Genomic DNA, 17719 nt, shown 5'->3' with positions numbered 1-17719 from the left:
GAGAGGCCTGTGACCCACGCAATTGATTCACTGAACAAACTGCTGTCCACCGGCGACCGGGAGGGCCGCGTCTGGCTGGTTGGCGCAGGCCCGGGCGACGTTGAGCTACTGACGGTCAAAGCGCTGCGGCTGCTGCATCAGGCGGAGGTGGTGGTGTATGACCGGCTGGTGAGCGAAGCGGTCATGGCGGAGGTGCCGGCCTCGGCGCTCTGCATCGACGTTGGCAAGCAGCCCGGCCGCCACGGCCTGAAGCAGGGCGAGATCAACCAGCTGCTGGCGGATCTGGCGCGCGGCGGCCGCGAGGTGGTGCGGCTGAAGGGTGGCGATCCCTTTATTTTCGGGCGCGGCGGCGAAGAGCTGGCGTTTCTGCAGCAGGCGCAGGTGCGCTGCGAGGTGGTGCCAGGGATAACCGCCGCCGTGGGCTGCGCCGCCGCCAGCAACATTCCGCTGACGCACCGCGACTGCGCGCAGTCGCTGCGCCTTATCACCGGCCACGGCAGGCTGGGCGAGCCGCAGCTGGCGGATCGCAGCTATGGCGACCCGCGCGAAACCCTGGTGTTCTATATGGGGCTGCGCTGGAGCGCCTCGATCGCCGCCCAGCTGCAGGCGCAGGGCCGCGCAGGGGAGACGCCGGTGGCGATCGTCGAGAACGGCACGCGCGCGGATCAGCGGGTGCTGATCACGTCGCTGGCCGGGCTGGCGCAGACGGTGGCGCAGCAGCAGCCGGTTTCACCCTCGCTGCTGATCGTTGGTGAGGTGGTGCGCTACGCGACGGCGGCGCAGCAGGCCGCCGCCGCGCAGGCTTAAACCGCACGCCGCTGCGCCTGCGGCAGCGAGGCTACCAGCACGTTAACGCCGAGCGCCTCAAAGGCGGCAATCTGCGCCGCGCTGATGCCGTCATCGGTGATCAGATAGTGAATATGGCTCCAGTCGCAGGGCAGCGCGAACATCGACACCTTGTCGATTTTGCTTGAGTCCGCCACCACATAAACCGTGCTGGCGGAGTTGATCATCGCCATCTTCACCTTGATATCGGTTTCGCTGGGAAAGCTGAGGCCGAGGCGCGGTGAGATGCAGGCGGTGGCGAGAAACAGCTTCTGCGCCAGCACGTTTTCAAAGAAGCTCGCCGCCTTTTCGCCGGAGGTAGAGAGCGTCGGGAATTTAAAGGTGCCTCCGGTAAGCAGAATGTTGATGCCCGGCTCGCCGCCCAGCTTGAGGGCGATATTCACTGCCGTGGTCACCACCGACAGGCGGCGGATATGACCGATCGCCTCGGCGATGGCGGTGGTGGTGGTGCCCGAATCGAAAATCACCGTGTCGCCGTTTTCGATATGCTGCGCCGCCAGCCGGCCAATCGCCTCTTTTTCCTCCAGATGGGTCTGCCGCTCCAGCAGCAGCGCGCCGGTGTTCTGCTTGCCGGTCATCAGGGTCGCGCCGCCGTGATAGCGCTGCACAAGGCCCTGCTTTTGCAGCATTCTCAGGTCGGTGCGGATGGTCGCCTCCGTCAGGCCGAACGCCTCCGTCAGCGCCTTTACCGTCACCGTGCCGTCTTCGCGGATCATCTCCAGAATCTTTTCGCGGCGCTGCTGCATATCGGCAAGCTGCTCACTTTTGCTTTTCAATCGAAACGCTCCCTCTTCTCAATCACGGTTATATCCGGCGAACTGATGCCTGTCGCTGAGTTTACCCCGCACTTTTGGCGAATGCGAGGTAGCCTGCTGCGCCATTTGTTTTCGAACGAAAATGTATTTCGCCCATCTCTTTGAAAGTGCAGGGTTCGCTTAGCGCCTTTATCCATGCCTGTTAGCGGCTGTTTACGCTATATCACGGGAAAACAAGGGGATAAAAATAATTTCTGTCAGGTGTATGAAATTTGATCTCACCCACATACCATTGCGTTTCGATAGCTTATATTTTTGTTCGAAAATCAATTATCCCGTAAGCCCGGAAAAAATCCGTTTTTAACTGGAGCGGCCGCCGGCAACGATACAAGTGAGGAACAGATGAGCAGCGAATATGACGTAAATCTGCGCTACGGCGTCGACAGCACGATGGATCTTGGCGGCAAGGTGGCGGTGGTGACCGGCGGGCTTGGCGGCATCGCCATGGCGAGCAACGAGATGCTGCTGGCGAAAGGGGCGCGGCTGGCGCTGCTCTATCCTCCTTTCGAAGCGGACAAGGTCGCCAGCCTGCGCGACGCCTTCGACGCCGACAGCGTGCAGTTTGTGCAGTGCGACGTCACCGATCCTGGCTCGGTGGAGAGGGCGTTTAACGAGGTGGCGCAGCACTATGGCCAGATCGATATTCTGGTTAACTGCGCTGGCTACGTGATGCTGCAGCCGGTGCTGGAAACCGATTTTGCCGAATGGCAGAAGCAGATTGCCGTCAACCTGACCGGGCCGTTTCTCTGCGCCCAGGCGGCGGGACGGCGGATGATCGCCGCAGGCAACGGCGGCAAGATTATCAATATCGCCTCGCAGGCCGCCTCCATCGCCATCGACAACCACGTCGCCTACACCTCCGCGAAGGCGGGGCTGCTCGGCATGACCAAAGTGATGGCGAAGGAGTTCGCACCGCACCGCATCAACGTCAATACCCTGTCGCCCACCGTGGTGCTGACGCCGATGGGCGAAAAGGCCTGGCGCGGCGAAAAGGGCGAACAGATGAAAAAGCTGATCCCCTTAGGCCGCTTCGCCTATACCGACGAAATCGCCGCCGCCGTGCTCTTTTTCGCCAGCAACGGCAGCGACATGATTACCGGCGCCGATCTGATGATCGATGGCGGTTTCACTATCTGGTAATGCAGCACCAGCCTGACGCCTCACCACCCTATAAACAGAAGAGAGAATATCGCCATGAAAATCCGCTCCCTGCTGTGCAGCGCTATCGCCGCCGGCCTCTTCTCCAGCGCCGGCTTCGCGGCAGAGAAAGGCACCATTATGATCCTCGTTAACTCGCTGGATAACCCCTATTACGCCTCGGAAGCCAAAGGCGCCAACCTCAAGGCGCAAGCGCTGGGCTACAAAACCTCGGTGCTGTCGCACGGCGAAGATGTGAAGAAGCAGAGCGAGCTGATCGACGCTGCCATCGGCAAAAAAGTGCAGGGCATCATTCTCGATAACGCCGACTCCACCGCCAGCGTCGCGGCGATTAAAAAGGCCAAAGACGCCGGTATTCCGGTGGTGCTGATCAACCGTGAAATCCCGGTGGACGACGTGGCGCTGGAGCAGATCACCCATAACAACTTCCAGGCCGGTTCCGACGTGGCCACCGTGTTCGTCGAGAAGATGGGCGAGAAGGGCAAATATGCCGAGCTGACCTGTAACCTGGCTGACAACAACTGCGTAACGCGATCGAAATCCTTCCATCAGGTGCTGGACCAGTATCCCGATATGCAGAGCGTGGCGCGCCAGGATGCGAAAGGTACCCTGATCGACGGCAAGCGCATTATGGACAGCATTCTGCAGGCGCATCCCGATGTGAAAGGGGTGATCTGCGGCAACGGGCCGGTGGCGCTGGGCGCCATCGCCGCCCTGAAGGCGGCGGGCCGCGACGACGTGACCGTGGTGGGCATCGACGGCAGCAACGACGAGCGCGATGCGGTGAAGGCGGGCACGCTGAAAGCCACGGTGATGCTGCAGGCGCAGGCGATCGCCGCGCAGGGCGTCACCGATCTGGATAACTTTATTCAGAAGGGCGTTAAGCCGGCGAAGCAGCGCGTGATGTTCCGCGGCATCCTGATTACGCCGGACAACGCCAGCGGCGTGCAGGACTTCAACTTTAAGTCGTAACCCCTCGCAGCGGCGCCCGTTGCAGACGGGCGTCAGGAGAACCCCATGGAAAGACGACTCTGGCTTCTGCTTCCTCTGGTTGTGCTCAGCGGGTGCCGCATTGTGTCGCAGCAGGAGCTGGCGGATCTGAAAAATCCGCCTAATCCGAAGATGGCCAATATCGACCGGACCTGGCGCGAACAGCTGGTGCCACAGGTGCAGCGCGACGCGAAACCGGCAGACGAACTGCTGAAGGCGCTGCAGGCGGCGAAAGATTTCGACAGCGCCTGCAGCACGCTGGGCTACCGCAGCCAGGCGGAGAACCCCTGCGTGTTCAGCGTCAGCCTCAGCGGCGAGGTAACGGCGGTCAATACCACCTCGCGCAGCGGCCGTATGACGGTGAAACAGGCTTCTGGCACCACCGTCACGGTGCAAACCGGGCCGATTATTCCCGGCACCGCGCTGCGCGACGCCTATAAAGGGGCGAGCTATCAGGACTTTAACGACCAGGTGCTGTTTGGCGACTACGGCCGCGCCATCAATCAGCAGGCCTCCAGCATGATGACCGCCTTTAAGCCGAAAGTGGGCGACAAGGTGCAGCTGACGGGCGTATTCAGCAGCTGGGATGTACCGCAGCAGATCCCGAACGTGACGCCTGTCGCCATCGCGCGGCAGTAAGGAGCGGCTATGCAGCATTCACAAGCAGAGGCGGCCAGCGAGGTGATTATCGAGACGCGCGGCCTGTCGCGCATCTATCCCGGCGTCACCGCCCTCGATCAGGTCAACTACCGCGTCTATCGCAATAAGGTCAACGTGCTGATCGGCGAAAACGGCGCGGGCAAATCCACCATGATGAAGATGCTGGCGGGGGTTGAGACCCCCTCCAGCGGCGAAATCCTGCTCGACGGCCAGCCGGTATCGCTCTCCTCGACGCAGCAGGCGGAAAAACAGGGCATCAGCATTATCTTTCAGGAGCTGAACCTTTTTCCCAATATGAACGTGATGGACAACATCTTTATCGCCAACGAGTTCTTTCAGCGCGGGGTGATTAACGAAAAGTATCAGTATGCGCTGGCGAAGTCGCTGCTGGAGCGGCTGGAGCTGGATGTGGATCCCTGGGCGCCGCTGGGCGAGCTGGGTATTGGCCATCAGCAGCTGGTGGAGATTGCGCGGGCGCTTTCCAAAGATACGCGGGTGCTGATTATGGATGAGCCGACCAGCGCGCTCAGCCAGTCAGAGGTCAGGGTGCTGTTCAACGTCATCGAGCAGCTGAAGCGGCGCGGCGTCACCATTATCTATATCTCGCACCGGCTGGAGGAGCTGATGGAGATTGGCGATCACATCACCATTTTCCGCGACGGCCGCTTTATCAGCGAGCGCGAGGTGCGCGATGCCAGCGTGCCCTGGATTATCGAACAGATGGTCGGCGACAAGAAAAAGCATTTTGACTATCAGGCGGCGCCGCAGGGCGAAACCGTGCTGGAGGTGGAGGGGCTGACCGCCCTGCATCAGAACGGCGGCTACCGGCTTAACGACGTCAGCTTCTCGCTGCGCAAAGGGGAAGTGATCGGCATCTACGGCCTGCTGGGGGCCGGGCGCACCGAGCTGTTCAAGGGGCTGATCGGCCTGATGGCGTGCCAGTCGGGCAGGGTGCGGCTGGCGGGCAGCGCGCTGGAGCGCAGCAGCTTTCAGCAGCGGCTAAAGCGCGGCATTACGCTGGTGCCGGAGGATCGCCAGGGCGAAGGCGTGGTGCAGCTGATGTCGATCGCCGCCAATATGACGCTCACCGACCTCAGCCTGCGCGGCTTCCGCCGCGCGCTGCGTCTGCTGCACCCGGCAAAAGAGAAGCGGCGCGTCGACGAGATGATCCAGCATCTGGCGATTAAGGTCAGCGATCCCGAGCTGCCGATCACCTCGCTGAGCGGCGGCAACCAGCAGAAGGTGGTGCTGGGCAAGGCGCTGATGACCGGGCCGCAGGTGGTGCTGCTGGATGAGCCGACGCGCGGCATCGACGTCGGCGCGAAAACTGACGTCTATCACCTGATCGGCACGCTGGCGCAGCAGGGACTGGCGGTGATGTTCTCCTCATCCGAACTGGACGAGGTAATGGCGCTGGCGGACCGCGTGCTGGTGATGGCCGACGGGCGTATCACCGCCGATTTACCCCGCGCCGACGCGACGCGCGAGAAACTGATTACGGCCTCGACGCCGCATGACTAAGCCGCCGGTTTACCGGGCATGACGGGCGAGTCCGATCGCCCGCAGGAGAGATGATGAACCAAAAATACCTGCTCTATATGTACCTGCTGAAGGCGCGCACCTTTATCGCGCTGCTGATCGTTATCGGCTTTTTCAGCGTGATGGTGCCCAACTTTCTCACGCCGTCAAACCTGCTGATTATGACCCAGCACGTCGCCATTACCGGGCTGCTGGCGATCGGCATGACGCTGGTGATCCTTACCGGCGGCATCGATCTCTCGGTGGGCGCGGTGGCGGGCATCTGCGGCATGGTGGCGGGGGCGCTGCTCACCAGCGGCGTGCCGCTGTGGCACGGCAATACCCTGTTCCTTAACGTGCCGGAGGTGATCCTCACTGTGGCGCTGTTTGGCGTGCTGATCGGGCTGATCAACGGCGCGGTAATTACCCGGCTGGGCGTCGCGCCCTTTATCTGCACTCTCGGCATGATGTACGTGGCGCGTGGCGCGGCGCTGCTGTTTAACGACGGCAGCACCTACGCCAACCTGGTGGGCCTGCCGGCGCTCGGCAATACCGGCTTCGCCTTTCTCGGCTCCGGCACCCTGCTTGGCGTCTATCTGCCAATCTGGCTGATGGTGGGCTTTCTGCTGCTCGGCCTCTATCTGACGCGCAAAACGCCGCTGGGACGCTATATCTACGCCACCGGCGGCAATGAGTCGGCCGCGCGGCTGGCGGGGGTGCCGATCGTAAAGGTGAAGATTTTCGTCTACGCCTTCTCTGGCCTCTGCGCCGGGCTGGTGGGGCTGGTGGTAGCGTCGCAGCTGCAAACCGCTCATCCCATGACCGGCAATATGTTTGAGATGGACGCCATCGGCGCCACGGTGCTGGGCGGTACGGCGCTGGCAGGCGGTCGCGGGCGCGTATCCGGCTCGATTATCGGCGCGTTCGTGATCGTCTTCCTCGCCGACGGCATGGTGATGATGGGCGTCAGCGACTTCTGGCAGATGGTGATCAAGGGGCTGGTGATCGTTACCGCCGTGGTGATCGACCAGTTCCAGCAGCGGTTGCAAAGCAAAGTGGTGCTGCTGCGTCGCCATGAAAAAAAGCAGCAGTCGACATCGGTATCTGAAGTCAGTCATGGATAAGGGGAGGGCAATATGACGCGTAATTTCCAGGGACAAACCGTGGTGATCACCGGCGCCTGCCGCGGCATTGGGGAAGGCATCGCGGCGCGCTTCGCGCGCGACGGCGCAAATCTGGTGATGGTTTCCAACGCCGAGCGGGTGTTTAGCACCGCCGAGGCGCTGAAGCAGGCGTACGGCAGCGATATTCTGGCGCTGCAGGTGGACGTTACCGACGAAGCCGCGGTTCAGCAGCTCTATCAGCAGGCGTCCGACCGCTTTGGCCGCATCGACGTGTCGATCCAGAATGCGGGCGTCATCACCATCGACCGCTTCGACGCCATGCCGAAAGCGGATTTTGACAAGGTGCTGGCGGTGAACACCACCGGCGTCTGGCTCTGCTGCCGCGAGGCGGCGAAGTATATGGTGCGGCAGAACGGCGGCAGCCTGATCAATACCTCATCGGGTCAGGGGCGGCAGGGGTTTATCTACACGCCGCACTACGCGGCGAGCAAGATGGGGGTGATCGGCATTACCCAGAGCCTGGCGCTGGAGCTTGCGCCCTGGCATATCACCGTCAACGCCTTCTGTCCCGGCATTATCGAAAGCGAGATGTGGGACTACAACGATCGCGTCTGGGGCGAGATCCTCAGCAGCGAGCAGAAAACCTATGGCAAGGGCGAGCTGATGGCGGAGTGGGTAGAGAATATTCCGCTGAAGCGCGCTGGCCAGCCGGAAGATGTCGCCGGGCTGGTGGCCTTTCTCGCCTCTGACGACGCGCGCTACATTACCGGCCAGACCATCAACGTCGATGGCGGGCTAATCTTCTCCTGACGGCGATTACAGGCTGGATAAATCTGAGTTTATCCAGCTTTTCCCCTGGTTTACCCGCTTTTCCCCGCCTTTCTCTGCAAATTCATCATGATGTGTTAAAGTAGACTTAGTCCATTTTGTGAGACAGGTCTCGTTAATTAGCCGAAAAATCCGATAAGACGCTATGTTTTTTCATCGCTTTGCCCGCTTGTTTTTTGCCTCTTCGCCTCTCGCCGTGGCGATCCTTTCCGCTGTGCCTGCTGCTCAGGCTTTCACCTCTTCCGCCTCGGTAGCGGAGACGCCCTTCGAGGACCCGGCGCGCTTTAACCAGCAGCTGGCGGCGCTGCCGTCGCTGGGCAACGCGCAGAACGACGACGAGTGGAATAAGCGGCTCGCCGCTATCGCCAAAGATATCGGCGAAGCGAGCCAGAACGGCGACAGCGATACCAGTTTCGGCCAGCAGGCGGGCGTCTGGGCCTTTAACCATTTCCGCGACGAGGTGGCGAGCCGCGTTGAGAGCGAAGGGCAGTCGCTGCTCTCGCCCTACGGCAACGCCCAGCTCGATCTGATGGTGGATATGCAGGGCAACTTTACCGGCACCGGCGGCGATCTCTTCAGCGCGCTGGCGGACGAGCGCAGCTATCTTACCTTTAGCCAGGTCGGGGTGCGCGATACCAGCGACGGGCTGGTGGGCAACGTCGGGCTGGGCCAGCGCTGGGTGACGCCGAACTGGCTGCTAGGCTATAACGCCTTTCTCGATCGCAGCTTTGATATCGGCCAGCAGCGCGCCTCGCTCGGCACCGAAGCCTGGAATGAGAATCTGCGCTTCTCCGCCAACTACTATCACCCGCTGGACGGCTGGAAGAACAGCGGCGAAACCCAGCAGCAGCGCATGGCGCGCGGCTATGACATCACCACCCAGAGCTATCTGCCATTCTATCGCCAGCTCGGCGTTTCCCTGAGCTGGGAGCAATATTTTGGTGACAACGTCGATCTGTTTCACAGCGGCAACCGCTATCATAATCCCTACGCGCTGTCGCTTGGTCTCTCCTATACGCCGGTGCCGCTGGTAACCCTTTCAGCCAGCCACAAAACAAGCAGCGCGGGCGAAACGCAGGATCAGCTGGGACTGAAGCTTAACTATCGCTTCGGCGTGGCGCTGAGCAAGCAGCTGGAGCCAGGCAACGTCGCCGAGGCGCGTTCGCTGCGCGGCAGCCGCTACGATCGCGTCACCCGTTCCGACACGCCGGTGCTCAATTTCCGCCAGCGCAAAACCCTGTCGGTGTTTCTCGCCACGCCGCCGTGGCAGCTGACGCCGGGCGAAAGCCTGCCGCTGAAGCTGCAGATCCGCCACAGCAACCCGATCAAGGCGGTGAGCTGGCAGGGCGATACCCAGGCGCTGAGCCTGACGCCGCCGGCGGATAACAGCCAGCCGCAGGGCTGGAGCCTGATTGTGCCCGCCTGGGACGACTCGCCGGGTGCCAGCAACGAGTATCATCTGTCGGTGACGCTGGAGGATGATAAGCAGCAGCGCGTTACCTCGAACTGGATCACCCTGACGGTGCAGCCGCCGATGCAGGCCGATGCCGCGCAGGGGTCAGATCGCTTCGATATTATGGCACCCTGACAGCAGGGGCGGGGTCAGGATTAAATTGTGACAATTGTCACAATTTATCGCTGGTCAGCCGGCCGGGAAAGTCGCAGAATCGCCGCAAAATCCCTTGTCACCTGCTTATCATGATCGTTCGTCCCCATCGCCACTGGTTCGTTCGTTTGTTCGCCTGGCACGGCTCCGTGCTGCCTGATATTTCGTTTCGTTTATTGCTCAATTTGCTGATGTCGCTGCTCGCGCTCGCGCTGCTCAACTGGTATGAGACGCTGGGCATTAAGCTGACGCTGGCGCCATTCAGCCTGCTCGGTGTCTCTATCGCGGTGTTTCTCGGCTTCCGCAACAGCGTCTGCTTTGCCCGCTTCAGCGAGGCGCGCCATTTTTTTGGCGCGCTGCTTATCGCCTGCCGCACCCTGCAGCGTCAGGTGCTGGCGCTCTTTCCTGAGGATGCGCCGCGTATTCAGGCGCTGCTGCTCGCCTTCTGCTACAGCCTGAAGCATCAGCTGCGCCGCAGCGACGCGCGCGCCGATCTGCAGCGGCTGCTGGGCGAAGATGCCGAGTGGGTGCTGTCGCGCCGCTCGCCAACCAATATGCTGCACCTTCAGCTGTCGCACTGGCTGGCAGATCAGCGTCGTCAGGGGAAAATCAGCGACCTGGTGTGGGGCAATATCGACGAAAGCCTGAATCAGCTGGCGGCGGTGCTCGGCGGCTGCGAGCGGCTGGCGAGCATGCCGGTGCCCTTCGCCTATGGGCTGCTGCTGCACCGCACCGTCTATCTCTTCTGCACGCTGCTGCCGTTCGCGCTGGCGCCCGATCTGCACTATATGACGCCGCTGGTATCGATGTTTATCGCCTACACCTTTTTGTCGCTCGATACGCTGGCGGAAGAGCTGGAGATGCCTTTCGGCTATCAAAACAACCATCTGCCGATGGATGCGATTTGCACCAATATCGAGATCAGCCTGCGGGAAATGGCCGGGGAAGAGGAGACGCTGCCGACGCCGCTGCGCCCGGACGCTTACTACCGGTTAACCTAGCACTGGCGGCGCGCAGAGCTCAGCAGACAGCAAAGAAAAAGGCCGCCTGCGCGGCCCTGCGCGCCCGGCTGACACAGACCGGGCGCAGCCTGAGGGTAAAGCCGATCAGAACTGGTAGATCAGGCCAACGGCGGTGATATCGTCGGTCTTCAGACCGAGCGGGTTATTGTCGTCGAGCAGGTTGATCTTGTACTCCACGTAGGTGGACATGTTCTTGTTGAAGTAGTAGGTGGTGCCCACTGAAACATATTTGACGATGTCGGCGTCGCCAATGTTCTCGATCTCTTTGCCCTTCGAGGAGACGTAGCCAATCGACGGACGCAGGCCGTTCAGGAACTGATACTGCGCCACCGCTTCGAAGTTCTGCGCTTTGTTGGCAAAGCCGCCGCTGATCGGCGTGGCGTTCAGGGTTTCGCCATACATCGCCGCCAGATAGATCTGGTTGGCGTCATATTTCACCGCCGTCGCCCAGTTTTGCGCCTTGTCGCCGTCGCCGCGCGCCGCCGCGTTTTGCGTCTCGGTGCGGTCGAGGCTGGCGAATGCGCCGGTGAAGCTCAGGCCGAAATCGAAGGCGTAGCTGGCGGAAAGAGCGTAGCCGTCGCCGTTGGAGCGGCGCACGCCGTCGGTGTTGCCGGCGCGATCGTTTTTGCCTTCATACTGCGCCGCCAGGTTCAGCCCCTTGACCAGGCCGAAGAAATCTTTATTGCGCCAGGTGAGCAGGCCGGTAGAGCGTCCCGCCAGGAAGGCGTCGGTATAGCCTGAATCACCGCCGAAGAAGGGCAGCATATCGGTATAGGCGAGCGCGTCGTAAACCAGACCGTAATTGCGGCCGTAGTCCAGCGAACCGGCGTTGCCAAACTTCAGACCGGCATAGCCGAGACGGGTGCGGTTGCCGTTCTGCGCATCGCTGCCTTCCGAATTGCGCAGGCTGTACTGATACTGCCAGAAGCCATAGCCGGTAAGCTGGTCGGTGATTTTGGTTTCGCCCTTAAAGCCCAGGCGGGTGTAGGAAGAGGTATCGCCGTCGTTACTGCTGTCGCTGGAAAAGAGGTGCGAGACGTTAATTTTTCCCACTAAGTCGAGTTTATTGCCATCTTTATTATAAATTTCCGCTGCCTGACCGGCAGATATTCCGAGCAGAGACGACACCACTGCCGCCGCTAAAGCGCGCTTCATCATTTATATTTACCCTGTCTTTGTAAGTTATTATTCCCCCGTTATCTGGGGTGAAAGGAAAATGACACAAAAGGATAAATTGACCTAGTGTAATAAGTGTAACTAAATTTTTCTGATGCGATTTTGATATTTTGACTGTCTGTTTTTTGTTCTTTTCAGGCTGGCAGGAATTAATTTCTGGTCGAATTACAAAAGGAGAGTTCTTTTGTTATTTATATGATTTTAAACTGTTTTTATTCATTTTTCGACGACCTGCTTACGTACACCTACGGCGCGCTGATTAGCCAGCTAATCCCAAATAAAAATTAAGCTTCGCCGGAAAAGTGCAAATAGAGGGTTGAAGGTAAATCTCTAATAATTAGCTTGCTTACATATTTCCCTGCTATCATTTATTCTTATTTCTGCATTAATAATAACGTCAGCAATAATTATTGTATCTCTCATGATTTAATTATCAGCAGCAGCCTAATAAATAACCGTTGTTATTTGCGCTCACTACTATTTCCTTAGTCTCCCCAGGCTTATTCTCCATGGCGGCCCCTTGCAGCGGCCTGTTTTCCTCTGCCGATCTGCCCTGAAACGGGGCGCGAAGCACCGATAAGGTGCGCGTTTTGCCTGAATTTGAACATAAAAGTCAGGAGGGATCACAAAAGCAACATTTACTCCGGTAACTGCATAAATCCGCTACCGATTATGCGGCGCAGGCGCGGCGCGTTCAAAATTATTCACTATATATGCAATTTAAGTGAATAGCGGCATTGCTTAAGTTATTGATATTTCGTTGTCATGCTGATTTTATGCATTTATTCCTCTGGCTGGCACGCAAGCTGCACTTTACAGTAGGGCTGTGTTTACCCGAATTTCACAAATTTAAAACATTCGCTTTACTGACCGGCGCGCCGGGCAGGGGAAGCAGGAGAAACAGTTATGTCACTGCAGGTTTCGCGTCACGATTTCGATCAATGGATGGTGCCGGTTTATGCGCCAGCGAACTTTGTACCGGTACGCGCATCGGGTTCGACCCTCTGGGATCAAAACGGCAAAGAGTATATCGACTTTGCCGGCGGCATTGCGGTCAACGCGCTGGGACATGCGCATCCGGCGCTGCAGCAGGCGCTGACTGAGCAGGCGTCACGCCTGTGGCATACCGGCAACGGCTATACCAACGAGCCGATTTTGCGCCTGGCGAAGCAGCTGATCGACGCCACCTTCGCTGACCGCGTCTTCTTCTGCAACTCCGGCGCTGAAGCCAACGAGGCGGCGCTGAAGCTGGCGCGTAAAGTGGCGCACGATCGCTTCGGCAGCCATAAAAGCGGCATTGTCGCCTTTAATAACGCCTTTCACGGCCGCACGCTGTTTACCGTTTCTGCAGGCGGTCAGCCCGCCTATTCAAAAGATTTCGCGCCGCTGCCGCCTGATATCCGCCATACGCCGTTTAACGATCTGGAAGCGGCAGCGCAGCTGATCGATGACAACACCTGCGCGGTAATCGTCGAGCCCATTCAGGGCGAAGGCGGCGTGCTGCCCGCCGATCCCGCCTTTTTGCGCGGCCTGCGCGCGCTGTGCGACCAGCATCAGGCGCTGCTGATTTTTGACGAAGTGCAGAGCGGCGTGGGCCGCACCGGTTCGCTCTACGCCTATATGCACTACGGCGTGACGCCGGACGTGCTCACCACCGCCAAGGCGCTGGGCGGCGGTTTCCCTATCGGCGCGATGCTGACGCGCGAAGATCTGGCGCAGGTGATGAATGTTGGCACCCACGGCACCACCTACGGCGGCAATCCGCTGGCGGGCGCGGTGGCGGGCAAGGTGCTGGAGCTGATCAACCAGCCTGAAACCATGGCGGGCGTCGCGGCGCGTCATCAATGGATTGTCGAAGCGCTGGAGGCGATTAACCAGCGGCTGCATCTGTTTAAAGAGGTGCGCGGCCTGGGCCTGCTCATCGGCGCGGTGCTGAACGAAGACTATGCCGGAAAAGCGAAGCAGTTTAACCTGGCGGCCGCCGAGCAGGGCGTTATGGTGCTGATCGCTGGCGCTAACGTGGTGCGCTTCGCGCCGGCGCTCAATATCAGCGAAGAGGAAGTGAAAACCGGCATGGCACGCTTCGCCGTCGCTTGCGAACATCTGGCGCGAGGATCGACATCATGATGGTGATTCGCCCTGTTGAACATGACGACCTGCCGCAGCTGCTGGCGCTGGCGGGCAAAACCGGCGGCGGGCTGACCTCGCTGCCGGTTGACAGCCCCACCTTGCAGGCGCGCATCGAGCGCTCGCTGCAAACCTGGCAGGGCGCGCTGCCGCGCGCCGAACAGGGCTACGTATTTGTGCTGGCGGACAGCGACGATAATCGCGCCGTGGGCATCTGCGCCATTGAGGTGGCGGTGGGGCTGCAGGAGCCCTGGTATAACTTTCGCGTCGGCACCCAGGTGCACGCCTCGAAAGAGCTGAATGTCTATGCGGCGCTGCCGACGCTCTCGCTGAGCAATGACCACACCGGCAGCAGCGAACTCTGCACGCTGTTTCTCGACCCTGACTACCGCGACGGTAAAAACGGCTATCTGCTCTCGAAGTCGCGCTTTCTGTTTATGGCCAACTTTCGCCATCAGTTTATGGATCGCGTGGTGGCGGAGATGCGCGGCGTCAGCGATGACGCGGGCCATTCCCCCTTCTGGGAGAGCGTCGGCAGCCGCTTTTTCTCTATGGAGTTTCGCAAGGCTGACTTCCTCAGCGGCACCGGCCAGAAGGCGTTTATCGCCGAGCTGATGCCGAAGCATCCGCTCTATATCGACTACCTGTCGCCAGAGGCGCGGGCGGTGATCGGCCAGGTGCATGAGAAGACCGCCCCCGCGCGTGCGGTGCTGGAGGCGGAAGGGTTCCGCTACCGCAACTATATCGACATCTTTGACGGCGGCCCGACGCTGGAGTGCGAAATCGACGACATTCGCGCCATCCGCAAAAGCCATGTGCGCAGCGCCGCGCTCGGCGAGCCGGACGAGCATGCGCCGCTCTGCCTGGTGGCAAATCTGGACTATCACCGTTTCCGCGTCGCGCTGCTGCCTGCGCGCATCGAGCAGCACGACGTGGTACTTAACGAAAATCAGCTCAGGGCGTTGCACGTTGAGCCAGGCGACAGCCTGCGCGTGGTAACGCTGGGCGGTGAGGAGAAAAAAGCATGACGCAGATGATTAACGGCGAGTGGCAGCCGGGCCGCGGCGACGCCTTGCGTAAAGTCGACCCGGTGTTCGGCGAGACGCTGTGGCAGGGCGAGGCCGCCACGGCGGAGCAGATCGCCCAGGCCGCCGCCGCCGCCCGCGCGGCGTTTCCCGGCTGGGCGCGTCGGCCATTTGCCGAGCGTCAGGCGCTGGCCGAACGTTTCGCCGCGCTGCTGGAAAGCCATAAAATCGAGCTGGCGGAAACCATCGCCGCCGAAACCGGCAAGCCGCGCTGGGAGGCGCTGACCGAAGTGCAGGCGATGATCAATAAAATCGCTATCTCGGTAAAAGCCTTTCACGCGCGCACCGGCGAACAGCATGAGGGCGAAAGCTCGCTGCGCCATCGGCCGCACGGCGTGCTGGCGGTGTTTGGCCCCTATAACTTTCCCGGCCATCTGCCTAACGGCCATATCGTGCCGGCGCTGCTGGCGGGCAACTGCGTGCTGTTCAAGCCGAGCGAGCTGACGCCGCTGACGGCGGAAAAAACCGTGCGCCTCTGGCTGGAGGCGGGGCTGCCGCGCGGCGTGCTGGCGCTGCTGCAGGGGGCGCGCGCCACCGGGCAGGCGCTGGCGGCGGAGGCGCAGATCGACGGCGTACTCTTTACCGGCAGCGCGGGAACCGGCTACCAGCTGCACCGCCAGTTCGCCGGCCAGCCGGAGAAAATGCTGGCGCTGGAGATGGGCGGCAACAATGCGCTGATCGTTGAGGATCCAGCCGATATCGACGCGGCGGTGCATATCGCTATTCAGTCCGCCTTTATTACCGCCGGACAGCGCTGCACCTGCGCGCGCCGTCTGCTGGTGAAGCGCGGCGCGGCGGGAGACGCCTTCCTGCAGCGGCTGCTGGCGGTGAGTGCGCGGCTGCAGCCGGGCGCGTGGAACGCCGAGCCGCAGCCCTTTATGGGCAGCGTTATCTCCATCGACGCGGCGGAAAAGATCTATCAGGCGTGGCAGCAGCGCGTCGCGCTCGGCGGCACGCCGCTGCTGGAGATGCGCTGGCCGCAGCGCAGCAGCGCGCTGCTGACGCCAGGCATTATCGACGTCACGCAGGTGAGCGGGCTGCCGGACGAAGAGGTGTTCGGCCCGCTGCTTAACGTTATTCGCTATGAGAGCTTCGATGAGGCGATCCGCCTCGCCAACGACACGCGCTACGGCCTGTCGTGCGGCTTGATCTCGCCGTCGCGCGCGCAGTTTGACCAGCTGCTGCTGGAGGCACGCGCCGGGATCGTTAACTGGAACAAGCCGCTGACCGGGGCGGCGAGCAGCGCGCCGTTTGGCGGTATCGGTGCGTCGGGTAACCACCGCGCCAGCGCCTGGTATGCGGCGGACTACTGCGCCTGGCCGATGGCGTCGCTGGAGACGCCCGACCTGACGCTGCCCGCCGCGCTCTCGCCGGGACTCGATTTCTCCGCCCAGGAGGAGCAGGCATGAAAGCAACAGAAGCGAACTTTGACGGGCTGGTCGGCCTGACGCACCACTATGCCGGACTCTCCTTCGGCAACGAAGCCTCGACGCGCCACCAGCATCAGCCGTCGAATCCGCGCCTGGCGGCGAAGCAGGGGCTGCTGAAGATGAAGGTGCTGGCGGACAGGGGCTTTGTGCAGGGCGTGATCCCGCCGCACGAGCGGCCGAACCTGCCGCTGCTGCGACAGCTCGGCTTTCGCGGCAGCGACGAACAGGTGCTGGCGCAGGCGGCGAAGGCCTCGCCGGGGCTGCTGTCGGCGGTCAGCTCCGCCTCGGCGATGTGGGTCGCCAACGCGGCAACGGTGTCGCCCTCGGCCGACAGCGCCGACGGGCGCGTACACTTCACCGTCGCCAACCTGAACAATAAATTCCATCGCGCCATGGAGGCGCCGCAGACCACCCGGCTGCTGCGCGCCATTTTCCGCGATCCGCAGCACTTCGAGGTGCACGACGCGCTGCCGCAGGTGGCGCTGTTCGGTGACGAAGGGGCCGCGAACCATAACCGCCTCGGCGCGCAGTATGGCGAACGCAGCCTGCAGCTCTTCGTTTACGGACGCGACGACAACGGCGGTATCGCGCCGGGACGCTATCCCGCACGCCAGACGCTACAGGCGAGCCAGGCGGTGGCCAGACTGCATCAGCTCGACGAGCACCACAGGATCTTTGTCCAGCAGAACCCGCAGGTGATCGATCAGGGGGTGTTTCATAACGACGTCATCGCGGTAAGCAACCGTGAAGTGCTGTTCTGCCACCAGCGGGCGTTTGTCGATCAGCCGGCGCTGCTGGAGACGCTGCAGCGCCGCGTGCCTGGCTTCACCGCCATCGAGGTGCCCGACACCCGCGTTTCGGTGGCGGACGCGGTCAGCACCTATCTGTTCAACAGCCAGCTACTGAGCCGCGAAGATGGCACGATGCTGCTGGTGCTGCCGGAAGAGTCGCGCCAGCATCCCGGGGTCTGGGGCTACCTGAGCGAGCTGGTGGAGCAGGGCGGCCCGGTGCGCGAGCTGGTGAGCTTCGACCTGCGTGAAAGCATGCAAAACGGCGGCGGCCCCGCCTGCCTGCGGCTGCGCGTCGTGCTGACGCCGCAGGAGCGGCAGGCGTTGAATCCGGCGGTGATAATGAACGATCGGCTGTTCGTCACCCTTAACGCCTGGGTGGATCGCCACTATCGCGATCGCCTGACGCAGGCGGATCTGGCCGATCCGCAGCTGTTAAGAGAGGGACGCGACGCGCTGGACGAGCTGACCCGGCTGCTGGACTTAGGCAACGTCTACGCGTTTCAGCAGTAGCGGGAAGGGCTTTTCTGTTTCAGAAAGGAGTAA

Annotated in this window: 15 protein-coding genes; 13 read left to right on the top strand and 2 right to left on the bottom strand. The window is 61.3% G+C overall.

The genetic code is table 11. The features are described 5' to 3' along the window. The first annotated feature begins 9 nt into the window (after positions 1 to 9). A complete protein-coding gene (gene cobA / locus LB453_RS13510; RefSeq protein ID WP_103797538.1) occupies positions 10 to 807 on the top strand; it encodes a uroporphyrinogen-III C-methyltransferase in 798 nt (265 codons plus the stop codon). Here the strand turns inward: cobA and LB453_RS13505 are convergent. Then, a complete protein-coding gene (locus tag LB453_RS13505; RefSeq protein WP_103797539.1) occupies positions 804 to 1622 on the bottom strand; it encodes a DeoR/GlpR family DNA-binding transcription regulator in 819 nt (272 codons plus the stop codon). The two genes, cobA and LB453_RS13505, sit on opposite strands and share 4 nt — an antisense overlap. A 381-nt stretch (positions 1623 to 2003) precedes the next feature. Between LB453_RS13505 and LB453_RS13500 the strand changes: the two genes are divergently transcribed. The 8 genes from LB453_RS13500 to LB453_RS13465 all read left to right on the top strand — a co-directional run bounded on the left by LB453_RS13500 (position 2004) and on the right by LB453_RS13465 (position 10546). Continuing rightward, entirely contained in the window at positions 2004 to 2801 is a 798-nt protein-coding gene (locus LB453_RS13500; protein ID WP_103797540.1) for a GolD/DthD family dehydrogenase, read from the top strand. 54 nt (positions 2802 to 2855) lie between these two features. Beyond that, positions 2856 to 3791, top strand: coding sequence for a D-ribose ABC transporter substrate-binding protein (locus LB453_RS13495; protein WP_103797541.1), 936 nt, complete (start codon positions 2856 to 2858; stop codon positions 3789 to 3791). 45 nt (positions 3792 to 3836) lie between these two features. Next, the gene (locus LB453_RS13490) at positions 3837 to 4448 is read left to right on the top strand and encodes a DUF2291 family protein (protein ID WP_103797542.1); all 612 of its coding nucleotides are present in this window, start codon (positions 3837 to 3839) and stop codon (positions 4446 to 4448) included. Positions 4449 to 4457: 9 nt separating this feature from the next. Then, the gene (locus LB453_RS13485; protein WP_103797543.1) at positions 4458 to 5990 is read left to right on the top strand and encodes a sugar ABC transporter ATP-binding protein; all 1533 of its coding nucleotides are present in this window, start codon (positions 4458 to 4460) and stop codon (positions 5988 to 5990) included. 53 nt (positions 5991 to 6043) lie between these two features. Further along, the gene (locus tag LB453_RS13480) at positions 6044 to 7111 is read left to right on the top strand and encodes an ABC transporter permease (protein WP_103797544.1); all 1068 of its coding nucleotides are present in this window, start codon (positions 6044 to 6046) and stop codon (positions 7109 to 7111) included. 12 nt (positions 7112 to 7123) lie between these two features. Then, entirely contained in the window at positions 7124 to 7921 is a 798-nt protein-coding gene (locus tag LB453_RS13475) for a glucose 1-dehydrogenase (RefSeq protein WP_103797545.1), read from the top strand. A 163-nt stretch (positions 7922 to 8084) separates the two neighbouring features. Beyond that, the gene (locus LB453_RS13470; RefSeq protein WP_103797546.1) at positions 8085 to 9527 is read left to right on the top strand and encodes a YchO/YchP family invasin; all 1443 of its coding nucleotides are present in this window, start codon (positions 8085 to 8087) and stop codon (positions 9525 to 9527) included. Between the two features lie 110 nt (positions 9528 to 9637). Continuing rightward, positions 9638 to 10546 carry a bestrophin family protein gene (locus tag LB453_RS13465; RefSeq protein ID WP_224481437.1) on the top strand — a complete coding sequence of 303 codons (909 nt, stop codon included), beginning with the start codon at positions 9638 to 9640 and terminating at the stop codon, positions 10544 to 10546. A 105-nt stretch (positions 10547 to 10651) separates the two neighbouring features. Here LB453_RS13465 and LB453_RS13460 read toward each other — a convergent pair whose 3' ends face one another. Beyond that, entirely contained in the window at positions 10652 to 11725 is a 1074-nt protein-coding gene (locus LB453_RS13460) for a porin (RefSeq protein ID WP_103795582.1), read from the bottom strand. Between the two features lie 924 nt (positions 11726 to 12649). Between LB453_RS13460 and LB453_RS13455 the strand changes: the two genes are divergently transcribed. From LB453_RS13455 to astB, 4 genes are read left to right on the top strand one after another with little or no spacing between them, the layout of a single operon-like run. Beyond that, on the top strand, positions 12650 to 13870 hold the full coding sequence (locus tag LB453_RS13455) for an aspartate aminotransferase family protein (protein WP_103795583.1): 1221 nt from the start codon (positions 12650 to 12652) through the stop codon (positions 13868 to 13870). Then, positions 13867 to 14898, top strand: a complete 1032-nt coding sequence (astA, locus tag LB453_RS13450; protein ID WP_103795584.1) for an arginine N-succinyltransferase — start codon at positions 13867 to 13869, stop codon at positions 14896 to 14898. The genes LB453_RS13455 and astA overlap by 4 nt, the downstream gene beginning before the upstream one ends. Continuing rightward, entirely contained in the window at positions 14895 to 16364 is a 1470-nt protein-coding gene (gene astD, locus LB453_RS13445) for a succinylglutamate-semialdehyde dehydrogenase (protein ID WP_103795585.1), read from the top strand. The genes astA and astD overlap by 4 nt, the downstream gene beginning before the upstream one ends. Then, positions 16361 to 17686: an N-succinylarginine dihydrolase gene (gene astB / locus LB453_RS13440; RefSeq protein WP_103795586.1), complete on the top strand. Its 1326-nt coding sequence runs from the start codon at positions 16361 to 16363 to the stop codon at positions 17684 to 17686. The genes astD and astB overlap by 4 nt, the downstream gene beginning before the upstream one ends. Positions 17687 to 17719 lie beyond the last annotated feature (33 nt).

Origin of the sequence: Pantoea agglomerans (assembly GCF_020149765.1) — a bacterium.
GTDB lineage: Bacteria > Pseudomonadota > Gammaproteobacteria > Enterobacterales > Enterobacteriaceae > Pantoea > Pantoea alvi.
This window is presented reverse-complemented; position numbering and strand designations above follow the sequence as displayed.

Excerpts from the sequence above, each read along its gene's own strand:
- astD (WP_103795585.1), top strand. The coding sequence starts at position 14,895 with ATGACGCAGATGATTAACGGCGAGTGGCAGCCGGGCCGCGGCGACGCC.
- LB453_RS13455 (WP_103795583.1), top strand. The coding sequence starts at position 12,650 with ATGTCACTGCAGGTTTCGCGTCACGATTTCGATCAATGGATGGTGCCG.
- LB453_RS13465 (WP_224481437.1), top strand. The coding sequence starts at position 9,638 with ATGATCGTTCGTCCCCATCGCCACTGGTTCGTTCGTTTGTTCGCCTGG.
- LB453_RS13495 (WP_103797541.1), top strand. The coding sequence starts at position 2,856 with ATGAAAATCCGCTCCCTGCTGTGCAGCGCTATCGCCGCCGGCCTCTTC.
- astA (WP_103795584.1), top strand. The coding sequence starts at position 13,867 with ATGATGGTGATTCGCCCTGTTGAACATGACGACCTGCCGCAGCTGCTG.
- astB (WP_103795586.1), top strand. The coding sequence starts at position 16,361 with ATGAAAGCAACAGAAGCGAACTTTGACGGGCTGGTCGGCCTGACGCAC.
- LB453_RS13480 (WP_103797544.1), top strand. The coding sequence starts at position 6,044 with ATGAACCAAAAATACCTGCTCTATATGTACCTGCTGAAGGCGCGCACC.
- LB453_RS13470 (WP_103797546.1), top strand. The coding sequence starts at position 8,085 with ATGTTTTTTCATCGCTTTGCCCGCTTGTTTTTTGCCTCTTCGCCTCTC.
- LB453_RS13460 (WP_103795582.1), bottom strand. The coding sequence starts at position 11,725 with ATGATGAAGCGCGCTTTAGCGGCGGCAGTGGTGTCGTCTCTGCTCGGA.
- LB453_RS13475 (WP_103797545.1), top strand. The coding sequence starts at position 7,124 with ATGACGCGTAATTTCCAGGGACAAACCGTGGTGATCACCGGCGCCTGC.
- LB453_RS13500 (WP_103797540.1), top strand. The coding sequence starts at position 2,004 with ATGAGCAGCGAATATGACGTAAATCTGCGCTACGGCGTCGACAGCACG.
- LB453_RS13485 (WP_103797543.1), top strand. The coding sequence starts at position 4,458 with ATGCAGCATTCACAAGCAGAGGCGGCCAGCGAGGTGATTATCGAGACG.
- LB453_RS13490 (WP_103797542.1), top strand. The coding sequence starts at position 3,837 with ATGGAAAGACGACTCTGGCTTCTGCTTCCTCTGGTTGTGCTCAGCGGG.